Annotated in this window: 13 protein-coding genes and 2 tRNA genes; 4 read left to right on the top strand and 11 right to left on the bottom strand. The window is 72.3% G+C overall.

Annotated features, from left to right (window positions below):
- Nucleotides 1-10 precede the first annotated feature (10 nt).
- On the top strand, nucleotides 11-427 hold the full coding sequence (locus ABFY07_RS23980; protein ID WP_346176457.1) for a Fur family transcriptional regulator: 417 nt from the start codon (nucleotides 11-13) through the stop codon (nucleotides 425-427).
- A 113-nt stretch (nucleotides 428-540) separates the two neighbouring features.
- On the opposite strand, the gene ABFY07_RS23985 is transcribed toward ABFY07_RS23980, so the two are convergent.
- The 4 genes from ABFY07_RS23985 to ABFY07_RS24000 all read right to left on the bottom strand — a co-directional run bounded on the left by ABFY07_RS23985 (nucleotide 541) and on the right by ABFY07_RS24000 (nucleotide 5,871).
- Nucleotides 541-617, bottom strand: a tRNA-Met gene (locus ABFY07_RS23985).
- A 101-nt stretch (nucleotides 618-718) separates the two neighbouring features.
- Nucleotides 719-2,509 (bottom strand): tetratricopeptide repeat protein, encoded by a 1,791-nt coding sequence (locus tag ABFY07_RS23990; protein WP_346176458.1) that lies wholly within the window; start codon nucleotides 2,507-2,509, stop codon nucleotides 719-721.
- 183 nt (nucleotides 2,510-2,692) lie between these two features.
- Nucleotides 2,693-2,766 (bottom strand) — tRNA-Met (locus ABFY07_RS23995).
- Nucleotides 2,767-2,859: 93 nt separating this feature from the next.
- Nucleotides 2,860-5,871: a UPF0182 family membrane protein gene (locus tag ABFY07_RS24000; RefSeq protein ID WP_346176476.1), complete on the bottom strand. Its 3,012-nt coding sequence runs from the start codon at nucleotides 5,869-5,871 to the stop codon at nucleotides 2,860-2,862.
- 133 nt (nucleotides 5,872-6,004) lie between these two features.
- Between ABFY07_RS24000 and ABFY07_RS24005 the strand changes: the two genes are divergently transcribed.
- Nucleotides 6,005-6,571 carry a PPA1309 family protein gene (locus ABFY07_RS24005; protein WP_346176459.1) on the top strand — a complete coding sequence of 189 codons (567 nt, stop codon included), beginning with the start codon at nucleotides 6,005-6,007 and terminating at the stop codon, nucleotides 6,569-6,571.
- Nucleotides 6,572-6,743: 172 nt separating this feature from the next.
- Here ABFY07_RS24005 and ABFY07_RS24010 read toward each other — a convergent pair whose 3' ends face one another.
- From ABFY07_RS24010 to ABFY07_RS24025, 4 genes are all read right to left on the bottom strand, one after another.
- A complete protein-coding gene (locus tag ABFY07_RS24010; RefSeq protein WP_346176460.1) occupies nucleotides 6,744-7,832 on the bottom strand; it encodes a YlbL family protein in 1,089 nt (362 codons plus the stop codon).
- 65 nt (nucleotides 7,833-7,897) lie between these two features.
- Entirely contained in the window at nucleotides 7,898-8,068 is a 171-nt protein-coding gene (locus ABFY07_RS24015) for a hypothetical protein (RefSeq protein WP_170066578.1), read from the bottom strand.
- Nucleotides 8,069-8,208: 140 nt separating this feature from the next.
- Nucleotides 8,209-8,667: a molybdenum cofactor biosynthesis protein MoaE gene (locus tag ABFY07_RS24020; RefSeq protein WP_346176461.1), complete on the bottom strand. Its 459-nt coding sequence runs from the start codon at nucleotides 8,665-8,667 to the stop codon at nucleotides 8,209-8,211.
- A 64-nt stretch (nucleotides 8,668-8,731) separates the two neighbouring features.
- Complete coding sequence (locus tag ABFY07_RS24025; RefSeq protein ID WP_346176462.1) at nucleotides 8,732-9,841, bottom strand: SDR family oxidoreductase; 1,110 nt, start codon at nucleotides 9,839-9,841, stop codon at nucleotides 8,732-8,734.
- 191 nt (nucleotides 9,842-10,032) lie between these two features.
- Here ABFY07_RS24025 and ABFY07_RS24030 point away from each other — a divergent pair, with 191 nt between their 5' ends.
- Both ABFY07_RS24030 and ABFY07_RS24035 read left to right on the top strand, forming a co-directional pair.
- Nucleotides 10,033-11,463, top strand: a complete 1,431-nt coding sequence (locus ABFY07_RS24030) for a zinc-dependent metalloprotease (RefSeq protein WP_346176463.1) — start codon at nucleotides 10,033-10,035, stop codon at nucleotides 11,461-11,463.
- Nucleotides 11,460-11,987: an NUDIX hydrolase gene (locus ABFY07_RS24035; protein WP_346176464.1), complete on the top strand. Its 528-nt coding sequence runs from the start codon at nucleotides 11,460-11,462 to the stop codon at nucleotides 11,985-11,987. The genes ABFY07_RS24030 and ABFY07_RS24035 overlap by 4 nt, the downstream gene beginning before the upstream one ends.
- 63 nt (nucleotides 11,988-12,050) lie before the next feature.
- Here ABFY07_RS24035 and ABFY07_RS24040 read toward each other — a convergent pair whose 3' ends face one another.
- The 3 genes from ABFY07_RS24040 to ABFY07_RS24050 form a co-directional block, all read right to left on the bottom strand.
- Nucleotides 12,051-12,809 (bottom strand): AIM24 family protein, encoded by a 759-nt coding sequence (locus ABFY07_RS24040; protein WP_065964206.1) that lies wholly within the window; start codon nucleotides 12,807-12,809, stop codon nucleotides 12,051-12,053.
- 17 nt (nucleotides 12,810-12,826) lie between these two features.
- Nucleotides 12,827-13,510 (bottom strand): AIM24 family protein, encoded by a 684-nt coding sequence (locus ABFY07_RS24045; protein ID WP_065964202.1) that lies wholly within the window; start codon nucleotides 13,508-13,510, stop codon nucleotides 12,827-12,829.
- A gap of 10 nt (nucleotides 13,511-13,520) precedes the next feature.
- The coding region (locus tag ABFY07_RS24050) for an AIM24 family protein (RefSeq protein WP_346176465.1) at nucleotides 13,521-14,637 on the bottom strand (1,117 nt) is incomplete at its 5' end.

The raw sequence follows: 14,637 nt of genomic DNA on the forward strand, positions 1-14,637 counted from the left end.
GTGAATGGGCATGAGCGACCTTCTCGAACGACTCCGGGGACGCGGCTGGCGGCTGACGGCCCAGCGGCGTGTCGTCGCCGAGGTCCTCGACGGGGACCACGTGCACTACACCGCCGACGAGGTACACGCCCTGGCGACCGAGCGCCTGCCGGAGATCTCCCGCGCGACCGTGTACAACACCCTCGGCGAGCTGGTTTCGCTCGGCGAGGTGATCGAGGTCAGCACGGACGGGCGGGCCAAACGGTACGACCCCAACGCCCACCACGCGCACCAGCACCTGGTGTGCGCCTCATGCGGCACCATCCGCGACGTCCACCCCTCCGGCGACCCGCTGGCCGACCTCCCGGCGGAGGAGCGCTTCGGCTTCGCGATCTCCACGGTCCAGGTCACCTACCGCGGGCTCTGCCCGGCCTGCGCGAGCGCCTGAGCACACCGCCCCGAAGGACGCTGATCGCACCGCCGGAAAGGCCCGGGTGCCACGCCCAAGGCCCGGAGGCTGCACGAAGGGCCCGGATCCTGGAGGATCCGGGCCCTTCGCCTTGGTAGCGGGGACAGGATTTGAACCTGCGACCTCTGGGTTATGAGCCCAGCGAGCTACCGAGCTGCTCCACCCCGCGTCGATGTGACGCAATAGTAACCACACGTCGACGGCTGGGGCAAATCGCGAGAACAGGGCCCGCTGGTCCCGGGGCGCAGGGCGCGAGGGCGGGGGCGCGGCTCAGGCCGTCAGCTCCTGCTGGAGGGCGTCCCGCAGCCGCGCCGCGCGCTCGGCGACCTCCGCCGGGCCCAGCTCGACGGCCCGGGCGCACCAGCGCTGGCCCTCGGAGAGCGCGCCCCGGCGGGCCGCGAGCAGCGCCAGCCGCAGGGCGGCCCGGCCGTGGCCCGCCTCGGCCGCGCGGGTCCACCACAGGGCGGCCTCCGGCTCGCTGCCCTCGCGGGCGAGCAGCAGGCCCAGGTTGAAGGCGCCGTTGCTGCTGCCGGCCTCGGCTGCCTCGCGGTACCAGCGCGCGGCCTCCACCACATCGCCCCGGCCCGCCGCGAGCATCCCCATGCGCACCTGGGCGCGCCGGTGTCCCTGCCGGGCGGCGCGCTCGTACCACTCCTCGTACTCCGGCACGACCGGCTCCATCTCGGCGCGCCCGAGGGAGCCGCGCGGGCAGGCCCCGTCGGCGGAGGGCCGGTCCAGCAGCGCGCCCAGCCGGAAGGCGGCCTCCGCGCTGCCGCCCCCCGCCGCGCAGCGCAGGTGGCGCTCGGCCTCGCGGTCGTCGCCCTCGCGCAGCAGGGCGATGCCGACCTGCAGCGCGGCCTCGGTGTGCCCGGCGGCGGCGGCCCGCTCGTACCACTGCTGCGCGGCCCGCTCCTCTCCCCGCCCGGCGTGCAGGATGCCCAGGTTGAACGCGGCGTCCACGCTTCCGGCCTCGGCGGCCTTGGAGAACCACGGCTCGGCGCCGGCCGCGTCACCGCGCTGCAGCAGCATGACGGCCACGGCGTTGGCGGCCTCGCGGTGCCCGGCGTAGGCGGCGCGGCGGTACCACTGCTCGGCCTGCGCGGTGCGGCCCTGCTCGGCGCAGAGCAGCCCCAGGTTGTACGCGCCGTTGATGTCCCCGGCGTCCAGGGCGGTGCGGTACCAGCGCTCGGCGGTCTGGGTCTCGCCGCGGTCGGCGTGCAGCGCGCCCAGCGCGTTGGCCGCGTTGCCGTCGCCCTCCTGGGCGGCGCGGTGCCACCAGACGGCGGCGCTGTCGGTGTCGCCCGCGTCGCGCAGCAGGAAGCCGAGCGCGCAGGCCGCGCGGGGCTCGCCGTCCTTGGCGGACGTCAGGTACCAGCGGCCCGCCTCCTGGGTCTCGCCGCGCTTCTCCAGGAGCGTGCCGAGGTGCAGGGCGGCGCGCCGGTGGCCGCGCGCGGCGGCCTGGCGGTACCACTTCTCGGCCTCCGACTCGGCGCCGGGACCGGCGCGGCCTCGGGCGGCCTCGCCCTCGCGCTTGTCCAGGATGCGGGCGAGGCGGTACGAGGCCTCGCGGTGGCCGCGCTCGGCGGCGGCCCGGAACCAGCGCTCGGCGCCGATGTCGCTGCGGTGCTCCAGCAGGTCGCCGAGGGCGTACGCGCCCAGGGTGTGGCCGGACTCGGCGGACTGGCGCAGCCAGTACTCGGCGGCGGGCTCGTCCCCGCGCTCGCGGTGGTGACGGCCGAGGGCGTGGGCCGCGGCGGCGGACCCCGCGACGGCGGCGACGCGCCACCAGCCGGCCGCCTCCTCCGCGTAGCCGCGCTGGTGGAGGAGGACGCCGAGGTTGTTGGCCGCGGCGCGGTCGCCGGCCGCGGTGGCGGCGCGCAGATGGGGCTCGGCGCCGTCGAGGTCGCCGCGGCGCAGCAGCAGCGCGCCCAGGGCGCTCATCGCCGCGATGTCGCCGGACTCGGCGGCCCGGCGGTGCCGGGTCTCTTCCTCGGCATCGTCGTGCGACTGCGCAAAACGCCCTGTCTCCAACAGACTGACCCTGTCCCCCATAAATTCCATCGTGGCATCACCTGCAACCCGGGTACACCTTGGTATACCCCAGCCGATGAGGTCACTTCAGCGTTTTGTCGACATGCCCACAGAGAGACAACCCAAACGCTTGTATCGCGATTCCTTGGGTGGACGCCCCGGTGGACACACGACAAGGCCCGGATCCTTGCGGATCCGGGCCTTGTCTGTCAGTAGCGGGGACAGGATTTGAACCTGCGACCTCTGGGTTATGAGCCCAGCGAGCTACCGAGCTGCTCCACCCCGCGCCGTTGTGCCTCTACGTTACCACGGCGCGGAGTGGTGGCCGCTCAGGCGTTCGCCCGAGCGACCCGGGAGGCCTGGGCCGCCCGGGCAGCGCCTCAGCTGCCTTCTCGCCGGGCCTTGTCGTCCGGGGCCTGGTCCTGCTTCTGGTCCGGCTGCTCGCCGTCCTGGCTCTGGCCCTTCTTCCCGGCGCCGTTCTCCTGGGCCTTGGCGGCCCGGTCCAGGGCGTCCTTGAGGGCCTGCTGGGCCTTGCCGTAGGCCTCCCAGTCCTGCGGGTCCTTCTTGAGCGCGTCCTGGGCGTCCTCGTACGCCTTCTCGGCGTCCTTCAGGGCCTGCTCCACGGTCGAGTCACCGGCCGGCGGCTTGGCCGTGTCACCACCGCCGCCATCGCCACCGTTGTCCTGGCCGCCGTTGTCCTGCCCGCCGTCCTGGCCGTCACTCGGGGCGTCCGATGGCTCGCTCTGGCCGAAGACCACGTCCAGCGCCTTGCTGAGCGAGCTCTCGAAGGCCGTCTTGTTCCCGTAGCTGACCAGCACCTGCCGCAGCAGCGGAAGGTCGGTACTGGCGCCGCGCAGATAGACCGGCTCGACGTACAGCAGGCCGTCCCCGAGCGGGACGGTGAGCAGATTGCCGTACTCGATCTCCGAATCGCCTCTCTTGAGGATGTTGAGCTTTCCGGCGATCTGGTCATCGGAGTTGAAGTTGGCCTGCACCAACTGAGGGCCTGGCACACCGGTGTCGGACGGCAGTTTGAGAATTCTGATCTTGCCGTAGCTGCTGCTCTCCGAGTCCGCGTCCACCGCCACGAACGCGCCGAGGTTGTCCCGGCCCTTGGGGGTGAGCGTGGTCGTCAGCGAGAAGGTCTGCTCCTTCTGGTCCGGCATCCGCATGCTCAGGTAGTACGGCGGCACGGAGTTGCCCTTGTTGGTCGGGTCGTCCGGGACCTGCCACACCTCACTGCCGCTGTAGAACGTCACCGGGTTGGTGACGTGGTAGCGGGTGAGCAGCTCGCGCTGCACCTTGAACAGGTCCTGCGGGTAGCGCAGGTGCTGCATCAGGTCGTCGCTGATCGCGCTCTTCGGCTTGACCGTGCCCGGGAACGCCTTCTTCCAGGTCTTCAGCACCGGGTCCTTGGTGTCCCACTCGTAGAGCGTGACCTTGCCGTCGTAGGCGTCGACGGTCGCCTTCACCGAGTTCCGGATGTAGTTGACCTTGTTCTGCTGCGCGACCACCGACCGCTCGCCGTCGCTGTCGTTGAGCGAGTCGGCCGTCGTGTCGCCCAACGTCGTCCGGGACGCGTACGGATAGCCGTCCGTCGTCGTGTAGGCGTCGATTATCCACTTGATCCGGCCGTCGACCACCGCCGGGTAGGCGTCGCCGTCGATGGTCAGCCACGGCGCGACCGCCTCGACGCGCTCCTTGGGCGTGCGGTTGTACAGGATCCGCGAACCGTCCCCTATGGCCCCGGAGTACAGGATCTGGGGCTCGCTGAAGGTGAGCGCGTAGGCGGCGCGGGTGATCGGGTTGGACAGCTTGACGCCGCTGTCACCCTGGTAACGGTAGGTCTTCTCACCCTTGTCGGTGGAGCGGTCGAGCTCCTTCTGCGGTCCGCCGACGATCGAGTACTGGGTGGTCTTCTCGCCGTAGTAGATCCGCTGCTCGTACGGCGGGAGCTGGCCCTTGGCGGGCAGGTCCTCCTCTATGAAGTCCGGCGCGCCGCGCCGGGTCTTGGAGGTCGTGGTGCCCTTGGCCGCGACCACGCCGTACCCATGGGTGTACTTGAAGTGGTCGTTGATCCAGTTGTGCTCGGGGATGCCGCTCGCGTTCAGCTCGCGCAGACCGATGACGGTGTCCTGCTCCTTGCCGTCCTTGGTCTTGTAGCGGTCCACGTCCAAGGTGTGGGGGAAGCCGTAGTAGTCCTTGACCTTCTGGAGCTGCTGGAAGGTCGGTGAGACCACGTTCGGGTCGAGCAGCCGCAGGCTCGCCGTGGTCTCGGCCTCGGCGCGCAGCTTCTTGCGGTCCGCGTCCTTGGGCGCCTCGCCCTTGTAGTCCGTCACCTCGGAGTCGTCGAGGCCGTACGCCTTGCGCGTGGCCTCGATGTTCTTCTCGATGTACGGCGCTTCCTTGGCCTGCTCGTTGGGCTGGACCTGGAACTTCTGCACGATCGCCGGGTAGAGCCCGCCGATCAGGATCGCCGACAGCACCATCAGACCGAAGCCGATGACGGGCAGCTGCCAGGTGCGCCGCCACAGTGTGGCGAAGAACAGCACGGCGCAGATCACCGCGATGCAGAACAGGATCGTCTTCGCGGGCAGATAGGCGTGGGCGTCCACATAGCGCAGACCCGTCCAGCTGCTCGTCGCCTTGAAGTCGCTCGACTTCACCGCCAGGCCGTACCGGTCGAGCCAGTACGCCACGGCCTTGAGGGCGACGAAAACGCCCAGCAGCACCGACAGATGGCCGGTGGCGGCGCCGGTCGCGCGGGCGCCCGGGCTGGTGACGCGCAGCCCCCCGTACAGGTAGTGCACCAGGGCGGCGGCGACCAGCGACAGCACCGTCGCCGCGAAGCCGAAGCTCAGCAGGAAGCGGTACCAGGGCAGATCGAAGGCGTAGAACGACACGTCCTTGTGGAACTGCGGATCCTGCTGGTGGAACGGCACCCCGTTGACCCACAGCAGCCAGGTGCGCCACTGGCCGGACGCGGACGCGCCCGCGATCAGCCCGACCAGGACGGTGACCGCCAGCAGCACCCACTTCTTGTAGGGCGCGATGCCCATGCGGTAGCGGTCCAGGCTCTGCTGCTCCAGCGACATCGCGCTCAGCGGCGGCCGCAGCCGGTGCGCCAGCCAGATGTTGATCCCCACGGCCAGGGCCATCAGGAAGCCGAAGACGAAGAACAGTCCGATCTTGGTCCACAGGGTGGTGGTGAAGACCGAGGAGTAGTGGACCGAGCGGTACCAGAGCCAGTCGGTCCAGTACCCCGCGAACATGACGAAGAGCATGGCCAGCACGGCCAGCACACCCAGGGTCATGAGCAGGGTCCGGGCTCGCCGGGACGGTCGGCCGACTCTGATCCGCGGCCCCGTCGGGCCTCCGCCGCGGTCCGGCATCTGGAAAGCCAAGGTGCGCACCTCGAAGTTCGCTGTCGACTGAGCGGGTCCGGACAGTAGGACCCAATGGAGCAACTTACTCAGGCTTTACTCAGTTCCCGTTTCCGGGTCCGATCAGGGCACGATATGACCCATGTCGAACGTTCCCCCGCCCTCCGGGCCCCTGGCCGCCAATCCGCTGACCCGCGCCGTGCTCGAGATCGACGAGTACGCCTCGGGGCTCGGCTGGGACCGCCCGGCCCGCCTCTTCGCCCTCGTCGACACCGCGCGCCTGCGCGAGCAGGAGCCGGGCCTCGCCGCCCAGCTCGGGCTCGACGAGGAGGCCGACGCCGGCGCCGCGGCCTCGCTCACCCCCATCGAGCAGGACGAGCTGCCCGCCGGCACCCCCCTGGACGAGTTCCTGGCCACCATCGCCTGGCCCGACGCGGTCACCGGCTGCGCGCTGACCGTCGAGCGTCTGATGCTGCCGCCGTCCGCCGAGGGCTCCGTGCCCGACGGCCTGGACGAGAAGCAGCTCGCCGCGTGGGTCGCGAAGCACCCGGAGCGCCAGGAGGTCCGCATGACGGTCGCGGTGCTGCGGGACGGGTCGCGGGAGGCGGCGGTGCGGCTGCGCGAGAAGGACTCGCCCACCGAGGTGCTCACCGGCGCCGGCCTGGTGCCTGGGCTGGCGGAGGCGCTGTCCGCCACCTTCGCCGAGTGACCGCGGCGGGGCGGTGCGACCGCCCCGCGCTCACCGGCCCCGGGGAGACCGGACCCGGGGAGACCGGACCCGGGGAGGCGGAGCCCGGGGAGACCGCTCCGGGTGGACCGACCCCGGGTAGACCGGCCCAGGGAAACCCGCCCCGGTCCGCCGGGGCGCCGGGCGCCGCCGCTCAGCCCTTGGCGCACTTGGGCAGGGCCGCGGTGTCCCCGGCGCGGATCTGCTTCAGCGCCTTCAGCGCCCCGTCGAGGGTGTGCACCTTGACCAGCGTGAGGCCGTCGGGCACATCCGCGGCGGCCGCCTTGCAGTTCTCCTGCGGTGTGAGGAAGTACCGCGCGCCCTCCTTCCGCGCGCCGATGGTCTTCATCTGGATCCCGCCGATCGGGCCGACGAGACCCTTCTCGTCGATCGTGCCCGTGCCCGCGATGAACTTCCCGCCGGTCAGGTCGCCCGGCGACAGCCGGTCCACGATCCCCAGCGCGAACATCAGCCCGGCGCTCGGCCCGCCCACGTCCGCCAGCTTGATGTCGATCTTCAGCGGGAAGGTGTAGTCGACCCCGGCCTGGATGCCGACGATCGCCCGGCCGTCCTCCGCCTTCGCGGTGGTGACGGTGACCGTCTTCTGCCGCGTGGGCTCCTGGTTCCTCCGCTCGGCCGCGGCCGCCTCCTTGGCCGGGACGAGCGAGAAGGAGACCTTCTCCCCCGGCTTGTGCTTGGTGATCAGCTTGGCCACGTCCTCGGGCCCGCGCACCGCCGTGCCGTCCACCGCCTTGATCACATCGCCCGCGTGCAGCCGGCCCTGGGCGGGCTTGTCCCGCTGCACCACGGCCACGATCACATGGGACGTGACCTTCTTGCCCAGCGCCCTGAGCGCCGCCACCTTGGCGCTCTCCTGGGACTGGGTGAACTCCTCGGCGTTCTCCTGGCTCACCTCGTCCGGCGTCTTGTCGTCCGGGTAGAGGGTGCTGTGCGGCACCACCACGTCGTCGTGGGCCAGCCAGCCGTAGACCGCCTCGACGAGGTTCATCTTGTACTCGGAGCCGGTGACGCGCACCGTCGTCATGTTCAGATGCCCGCCGGTGCCCTCGCAGCCCTTCTGGCCGGAGATCTGCAGCACGCACTCGCCCTGGTGGGTACCCAGCGTGTTGTAGCTCGGCCCCGGCGACATCTCCGCGTACGGCACCGGCATGAGCGCCCCTGCGCAGAGCAGCGCGATCAGCATCAGGAGGGAGGCGAGCATCGTCGCAGTGCGGCGTGGCATGGAACGACAGTACGGGACGCGTGTGTCAGTCCACCGCCCGGGCCGCCCGTCCGAGCCGGCGACGCCTAGGCCGCATCCGAATCGGAATGCGCGCGCTCCATCGCCTCACGGAACCGTGCGTACCCGGCGAGCTCGGCGACGTCCCCGGTCTTGCGGGTGCGCAGGGCCCAGCCCGAATAGAGCACGGCGGCCAACGCGGCGAGAACCGGAATGAGCAACCACAGAAGCACACCCACGGCGGCCTCCCATCCCCTGACACAACCGCGACTGACAGATGAGCAGATTAATCCTCCGCCTGGTCAACGCTCGCGGCAGGGTACGGGTTACGCAATCGGAGGACACCCTTCCGGGTTACCCCGCGCTCCCCCGCGAAGCCCTATACGCCCACCCATTCCTCCGTACCGTCCGTGAAGGTCTGGTGCTTCCAGATGGGGACCTCGCTCTTGAGGTCGTCGATCAGGCGGCGGCACGCCTCGAAGGCCTCGGCGCGGTGCGGGCAGGACACCGCCACGACCACCGCCAGGTCCCCCACCGCGAGGTCCCCCACCCGGTGCACCGCGGCGAGCGCCCGCACCGGGAAGTCCGCCGCGACCTTCTCCGCCACCCGGCGCAGCTCCGCCTCGGCGGTGGGGTGGGCGGAGTAGCCGAGGGCGCCCACGTCGGCGCCTCCGTCGTGGTCGCGCACCGTGCCGACGAACAGCGCGGTGCCCCCGGCCGAGGCGTCGCCGACCGCCCCGAACACCTCGTCGACGGACAGGGGGATGTCACGGATCGCGAGCAGGCGGATCGGATCGGCGGCCGCGAGCTCACCCGGATGGTCGTGCGTACGTCCCATGCGCCCCATCGTGCCCCACCGCACTCCCTCCGCGGAATGCCGGATCGCGGAACGCGGCTTCCGCTCAGGCCCTGCGGCGCGCCTTACGGGCGCGGCGGACGATCGCCGCGGTGCCCACCAGGGCCACCGTGGCGCCGGCGGCGCCCAGCGTGGTGGCGTCCTTGCGGCCGAGCCGCCGCCCGGCGAGCGTGTGACGGCCGGAGACCTCCTCCAGCAGCTCGGCGAGGACCTCCTCGTTCGTCCACCGCGGCCGCCAGCCCGCCTCGTGCAGCCTGCTGCCGCTGACCGCCCAGGGGTGCATGGTGTACGCCAGGTCGCCCGCCGGGGACGGGGTGAGGCCCAGCCGGTGCAGCCGGGAGGCCGCGCCCAGCGCGACCGCCGAGGGCAGTTCCATGCGCCGGATGCCCGACAGCTCCTCGACCTCCTCCTGCTCCAGCCAGCCGTCGCAGCCGACCGCCAACTCGCCCTCGACCTTCTCCAGGGCGGCGTACTCCAGCGCGCTGACCAGGTCCTCGACATGGCAGAACTGCCAGGTGGGCCGGGAGCCGGCGACCACCAGGAGGCGCGGTGACTCGAAGTAGCGGGTGAGCGCGGTGTCGGTGCCGCCGACCAGGATGGCGGGGCGTACGACGGTGACGTTCAGGCCGGGGTGGGCCCGGGGCGCCCGCTCGGCGAGCCGCTCGATCTCCAGCAGGTCCCCCACGCCGGTGGCCTCCGCCGTGGCGCGCAGCTCGGCGTCCTCGGCGAGCGGCACGTCGTTGTCGGGCAGCGCCCCGTAGACCATCGCGGAGGTGCACAGCACCACGCGGCGCACCCCGGCGGCCGCGGCGGCGGTCAGGACGGTCTGGGTGCCGCGCACGTTGTAGGCCGTACGGGCGGCCGGGTCGGTGCCCAGGTCGAGGTCGACGGCCAGGTGGACGACGGCGTCGGCGCCGCGCAGCTTCTCCGCGATAGCCGGGTCGCGCACGTCCAGGACGTGCCATTGCGCCTCGGTCACATCGCCGCGGCGCTCGTCGATGGCCAGGACGTGCTTGATCTCGTCGGATTCGGCGAGCCGCTGCGTGAGCAGGGCTCCGGCGCCCGACGCGGCGCCGGTGACCGCGACGACAGGGCGTCGTGCGGTGCGCGGCGTATCGTTTCGCGCTGCGCGAACTTCTCGGTCTGGGGAACTCACCGGGCGTCTCCAGCGGTTGTCTTCAGTACGCAGCGCACTGACGCATACGTACCAGGTGACGTCCATCCTGCCGCAGGCCCGCTATCAGCGAAGCACCGAGCCCGCAAACCGGCGAGGTGTCTAGGCTGGGTGGTGATGCAAGGGCATTCGCCGCCGGCCCGGGCCGGCGGCCCTACGAGCCGAGGGAACCCGTGAGTGACACCCCATTCGGATTCGGCCTCCCGCCGGAGGAGCCGGACGACGGCGACGACGGCAAGAAGAAGGGCGGCCACGGCGGCAGTCAGGGCCCCGCGAATCCGTTCGGGTTCGGCGCGGGCGGCCCGGGCGGGGAGAACCCGTTCGCGGCGATGTTCGGGTCGCTGAACCCGAGCGACCTGGGCGCGGCCTTCCAGCAGCTGGGCCAGATGCTCTCCTATGAGGGCGGCCCGGTGAACTGGGACATGGCCAAGGACATCGCCCGTCAGACGGTCGCGCGCGGCACCGCCGACGGCACCAAGGACGCGAGCGTCGGCCCCGCCGAGCGCGCCGCGGTCCAGGAGGCGCTCCGCCTCGCCGACCTGTGGCTGGACGGCGTCACCTCGCTGCCCTCGGGTTCGGGCACGGCGGTGGCCTGGAGCCGCGCCGAGTGGGTCGAGGCGACGCTGCCGGTGTGGAAGGACCTGGTGGACCCGGTCGCCGAGCGGGTCGGCGCCGCCATGGGCGATGTGCTCCCCGAGGAGATGCAGGCCATGGCCGGCCCGCTGCTCGGGATGATGCGCTCCATGGGCGGCGCGATGTTCGGCACCCAGATCGGGCAGGCGGTGGGCGTGCTGGCCGGCGAGGTCGTCGGCTCCACGGACATCGGGCTGCCGCTGGGCCCCGCCGGCAAGGCGGCCCTGCTCCCGGTCAACATCGCGGCGTTCGGCTCCGGCCTCGGCGTCCCCGAGGAGGAGGTCCGGCTGTACCTGGCGCTGCGCGAGGCCGCCCACCAGCGGCTGTTCGCGCATGTGCCGTGGCTGCGCTCGCACCTGTTCGGCGCGGTCGAGGGGTACGCCCGGGGGATCAAGGTCGACACGGCGAAGCTGGAGGACGCGGTCGGTCAGCTCGACCCGACCCACCCCGAGCAGCTTCAGGAGGCCCTCCAGCAGGGCATGTTCCAGCCGGAGGACACCCCGACCCAGAAGGCCGCGCTGGCCCGTCTGGAGACCGCTCTGGCGCTCGTCGAGGGCTGGGTGGACGCCGTGGTGCACGCCGCCGCCGCGCCCCACCTGCCGTCCGCCGACGCCCTGCGCGAGACGCTGCGGCGGCGCCGGGCGAGCGGGGGCCCCGCCGAGCAGACCTTCGCCACGCTGATCGGCCTGGAGCTGCGGCCGCGGCGGCTGCGCGACGCCGCGCGGCTGTGGGCCTCGCTGACCGACGCGCGCGGCCTGGACGGGCGCGACGGGCTGTGGGCACACCCCGACATGCTGCCGACCGCCGACGACCTCGACGACCCCGACGGCTTCGTCCACCGCGAGCAGCTGGACTTCTCCGAGCTGGACAAGATGCTCGGCGAGGCCGCGGGCGGAGAAGCCGCGGAGGGCGAGAAGGGCGGCGACAAGGGCGGCGAGGAAGACGGCGGCAAGGGCGAGAGCGGCCGGTGAGTCTCCACGAGGACGCGGCGCGGGTGCTGCGCGAGTGGCCCGCGCCGGACGCCGCCCAGGACCGGCTGCGGCTGGAGTACGGCGACCACCTGGCCACGTACCCGGACGGCGTGTGGAAGGCGTGCCGGGACGGGCACATCACGGCCAGCGCGCTGGTGATCGACCCGTCCCGGGGCCGCGTGCTGCTCACACTCCACCGCAAGTTGAAGATGTGGCTCCAGATGGGCGGCCACTGCGAGCCCGAGGACGCCACCTTGGCGGACGCGGCGCTGCGCGAGGCCACCGAGGAGTCCGGCATCGAGGGGCTGACGCTGCTGCCGACCGGTCCGGTGCGCCTCGACCGCCATCTGACGCCGTGCGCCTGGCATCTGGATGTGCAGTACGCGGCGCTGGCCCCGCGGGACGCGGTGGCGGCGATCAGCGAGGAGTCGCTGGACCTGCGCTGGTTCGGCTACGACGAGGTGGCGGGCGTGGCCGACGGCTCGGTCGCCCGCCTGGTGACCCGTACCCGCGCGCTGGTGTGAGGGAGGCGCGCGGGTACGGCAGACCCGGCCGGCAGGGTGGGCAGCAGCGGCCGTCGGCCGGGCTCAGTTGCTGAAGATGTTGCCCTGGTTCTGCCCGCGGGCGCCCTGCTGGCCCATGCCGAACTGTGCGGCCGCCCCGCCGCCGATCACCGCGTTCTGCGGCGGCAGCAGCTCGCTGGGCTGCACCAGCGCGTAGCCCTGGCCGAGGAAGCTGAGCTCCCAGCCCTCCCCCGTGTTGCCGCGGCGCCGCCACACGCCGCTGGAGTGCGTCTGGGCCTGCATCTGGACCCGCAGCGAGGTGGACCAGGCGACGATGGCGTCCGCGTCCACGTTGACGTACTTGTCGGGAGTGACCTGGAGCATCAGCGGCTGTCCCGAGGTCATCAGGGCGACCTTGCCGTGGCCCGAGATGTTGAGGTTGTACTTCCCCGAGCCGGAGATGCCGTACTGGCTGTCGACCGCGATCGACTCCCAGTGCAGGGTGGAGTCGAGGGCGAGCACATAGGCGCTGTCGACGGTCAGCCCGTCGTGGTCCACGTCCACGATGTGCACGTGCTGGGCCAGGTTGGCCAGGTAGACCGTGCCCTGGCCGGAGCAGCGCATCAGGTCGAGCGCCTCGCCGGTGCGGGCGCGGGCGCGCTGCTGCCCCTGCGTCTGGTACTCGCCGTCGAACTCGATCAGCCCCTGGTAGGCGACCATGCTGCCCTTGCGGGCGAGCACGTCCTGGTGGCCTTCGAGGGCGACCCGCAGCAGCTGCGGGTTCTGGAGCGCGTAGCGGTCCTGGGTCTGGGTCTCGGTGAAGCCGAAAAGCGGGCTCTGCATGATGTGTTCGCTCCCCCTCAGCCCCGGGCCCGGAGCCGGTCAGTGCTGTCCTCGCTGGGCTGGACGACCACGAAGCCCTGCCCGGAGAAGCCGAGCTGGTAGGCCTCGCCGCTGCCCCGGCCGATCAGGGACGACGCCTTGAAGCTGCGCTTCCCCTTGACCTTGAGGTTGGTGGACCAGGCGACCAGCGCGTCGGGGTCGACATAGGTCTCGTCCTCGCCGCGGCCGCAGTCGACGACGATCGGGGTGCCGCGGGAGGTCAGGGCGACCCAGCCGGTGCCGGAGACGCCCACGTTGAACAGGCCCTGCCCGGCGAACTTGGCGATGCCCTTGACCCGCTCCACGCCCCACTGGAGGTGGGCGTCGAAGGCGAGCAGATTGGTCCCGTTGACCGACAGGGAGTCGCCGTTCAGGTTGACGCACACCACGTCCGCGCCGTAGTCGGCGAGGTAGAGCAGGCCGTCGCCGCTGCACCGCATGAGCGGGGCGCCCTCGCCGGTGAGCCACTGGGAGGCCATCTGGCGCACCGCGGGCGGGTTGGGCTCGTACTGGACGAAGCCCTCGTAGGCGACCATCGAGCCGGTGCGGGCGAAGAGGTCCTGGCCGCTTTGCATGGCGACCTTGAGCATGCTGCTGCCGTGGTTCTCCATCCGGGCGGAGACCGGGGCCGGCGCGTAACCGGTGATCAGTTGCTGGTCCATGGCGGTCCCTTTAGACCTCGTAGGGCTGGACGACGATGAAGTTGCCGGGCGCGCCGCGGAACTGGAGGTTCACGGTCTCCCCGCTGTGGCCGGGGTAGGCGTTGCGGCGCAGCCGCACCTGGCTGGAGATGATCACCTGCGAGGCGGCGGACCAGGCGACGATGGCGTTGGAGTCGGCGAAGGTCGTCGGGGTGACCGGCAGCACGACGGGCGTCCCGTGGGTCTTCACGACGACCGTGCCGGTGCCCTGGAACTGCATGGTGAACAGCGCGCCGCCGGGGATCCCGTGGCCCTCGATCCGGCGCACCTCGTGGTGCAGCCCCTCGTCGAAGGCCAGCACGCTCTCGGCGGACACGCAGATCGCGTCGCCCTGTAGCTCGATCGGGTGAAGTTCGGCGGCGTTCTCCGCGAGGAAGACCTGGCCCTGGCCGGAGCAGCGCATCAGTTGCATCTCCTGGCCGGTGGCGTTGCCCACGATCCGGCCGCGGAAGCCCGCGCCCTTGTAGCTGAAGTCGACCTTGCCCTGGTAGAGCACCATCGAGCCCTGGCGGGCGAGGAACGGCTGGCCGCCGGCGCCGAGGTCGGCCCGGATGAGCCGGGGGTTCTGCGGCGTCCAGCGCTGGCCGGTGGGCGCCTCCCGGTACTTGGCGAGCGCGGCCTGGACGCCGGGGGCGGCGCCGCCCTGCGGCTGGCTTGGTTGACCGTACGGGCTCGCGGGCGGCTGGCCGTACGGGCTGGCTGGCGGCTGGCCGTACGGGCTGGCTGGCGGCTGGCCGGGCTGGCCGTAGGGGGCCGGGGCGGGCTGTCCGTACGGGGCGGGGGCGGGGGGCGTCTGTCCGTACGGGGCGGGGGCGGGGGGCGTCTGGGCCGGCGGCTGGCCGAACTGCGGCTGCCGGCCCGGGAACTGGCCCGGCTGGCCCGGCTGACCGGGCGGCGGCACCTGGCCGGGGGGCGCGATCGGCGCGGCGATCGTCGGCGCCCCGTGCACCTGCGGCGCGGCGGGGACTGACGGCGGGGGCGTGCTGCCGGGCGGCGGCGCGAAGCTCTGCGCGGGCGCGGGCTGCGGGGCCTGCGGCGCGGGCGTCGGCTGCGGGGCCTGCGGTGCGGCGGGGGCCGGGGCCGCGCCA

This window comes from Streptomyces sparsogenes subsp. cuspidosporus (genome assembly GCF_039532705.1).
GTDB lineage: Bacteria > Actinomycetota > Actinomycetes > Streptomycetales > Streptomycetaceae > Streptomyces > Streptomyces sparsogenes.

What these genes read in the sequence shown, in the direction of transcription:
- ABFY07_RS23980 (WP_346176457.1), top strand. Translation starts at nt 11, where the DNA reads ATGAGCGACCTTCTCGAACGACTCCGGGGACGCGGCTGGCGGCTGACG.
- ABFY07_RS23990 (WP_346176458.1), bottom strand. Translation starts at nt 2,509, where the DNA reads ATGGAATTTATGGGGGACAGGGTCAGTCTGTTGGAGACAGGGCGTTTT.
- ABFY07_RS24000 (WP_346176476.1), bottom strand. Translation starts at nt 5,871, where the DNA reads ATGCCGGACCGCGGCGGAGGCCCGACGGGGCCGCGGATCAGAGTCGGC.
- ABFY07_RS24005 (WP_346176459.1), top strand. Translation starts at nt 6,005, where the DNA reads ATGTCGAACGTTCCCCCGCCCTCCGGGCCCCTGGCCGCCAATCCGCTG.
- ABFY07_RS24010 (WP_346176460.1), bottom strand. Translation starts at nt 7,832, where the DNA reads ATGCCACGCCGCACTGCGACGATGCTCGCCTCCCTCCTGATGCTGATC.
- ABFY07_RS24020 (WP_346176461.1), bottom strand. Translation starts at nt 8,667, where the DNA reads ATGGGACGTACGCACGACCATCCGGGTGAGCTCGCGGCCGCCGATCCG.
- ABFY07_RS24040 (WP_065964206.1), bottom strand. Translation starts at nt 12,809, where the DNA reads ATGCAGAGCCCGCTTTTCGGCTTCACCGAGACCCAGACCCAGGACCGC.
- ABFY07_RS24045 (WP_065964202.1), bottom strand. Translation starts at nt 13,510, where the DNA reads ATGGACCAGCAACTGATCACCGGTTACGCGCCGGCCCCGGTCTCCGCC.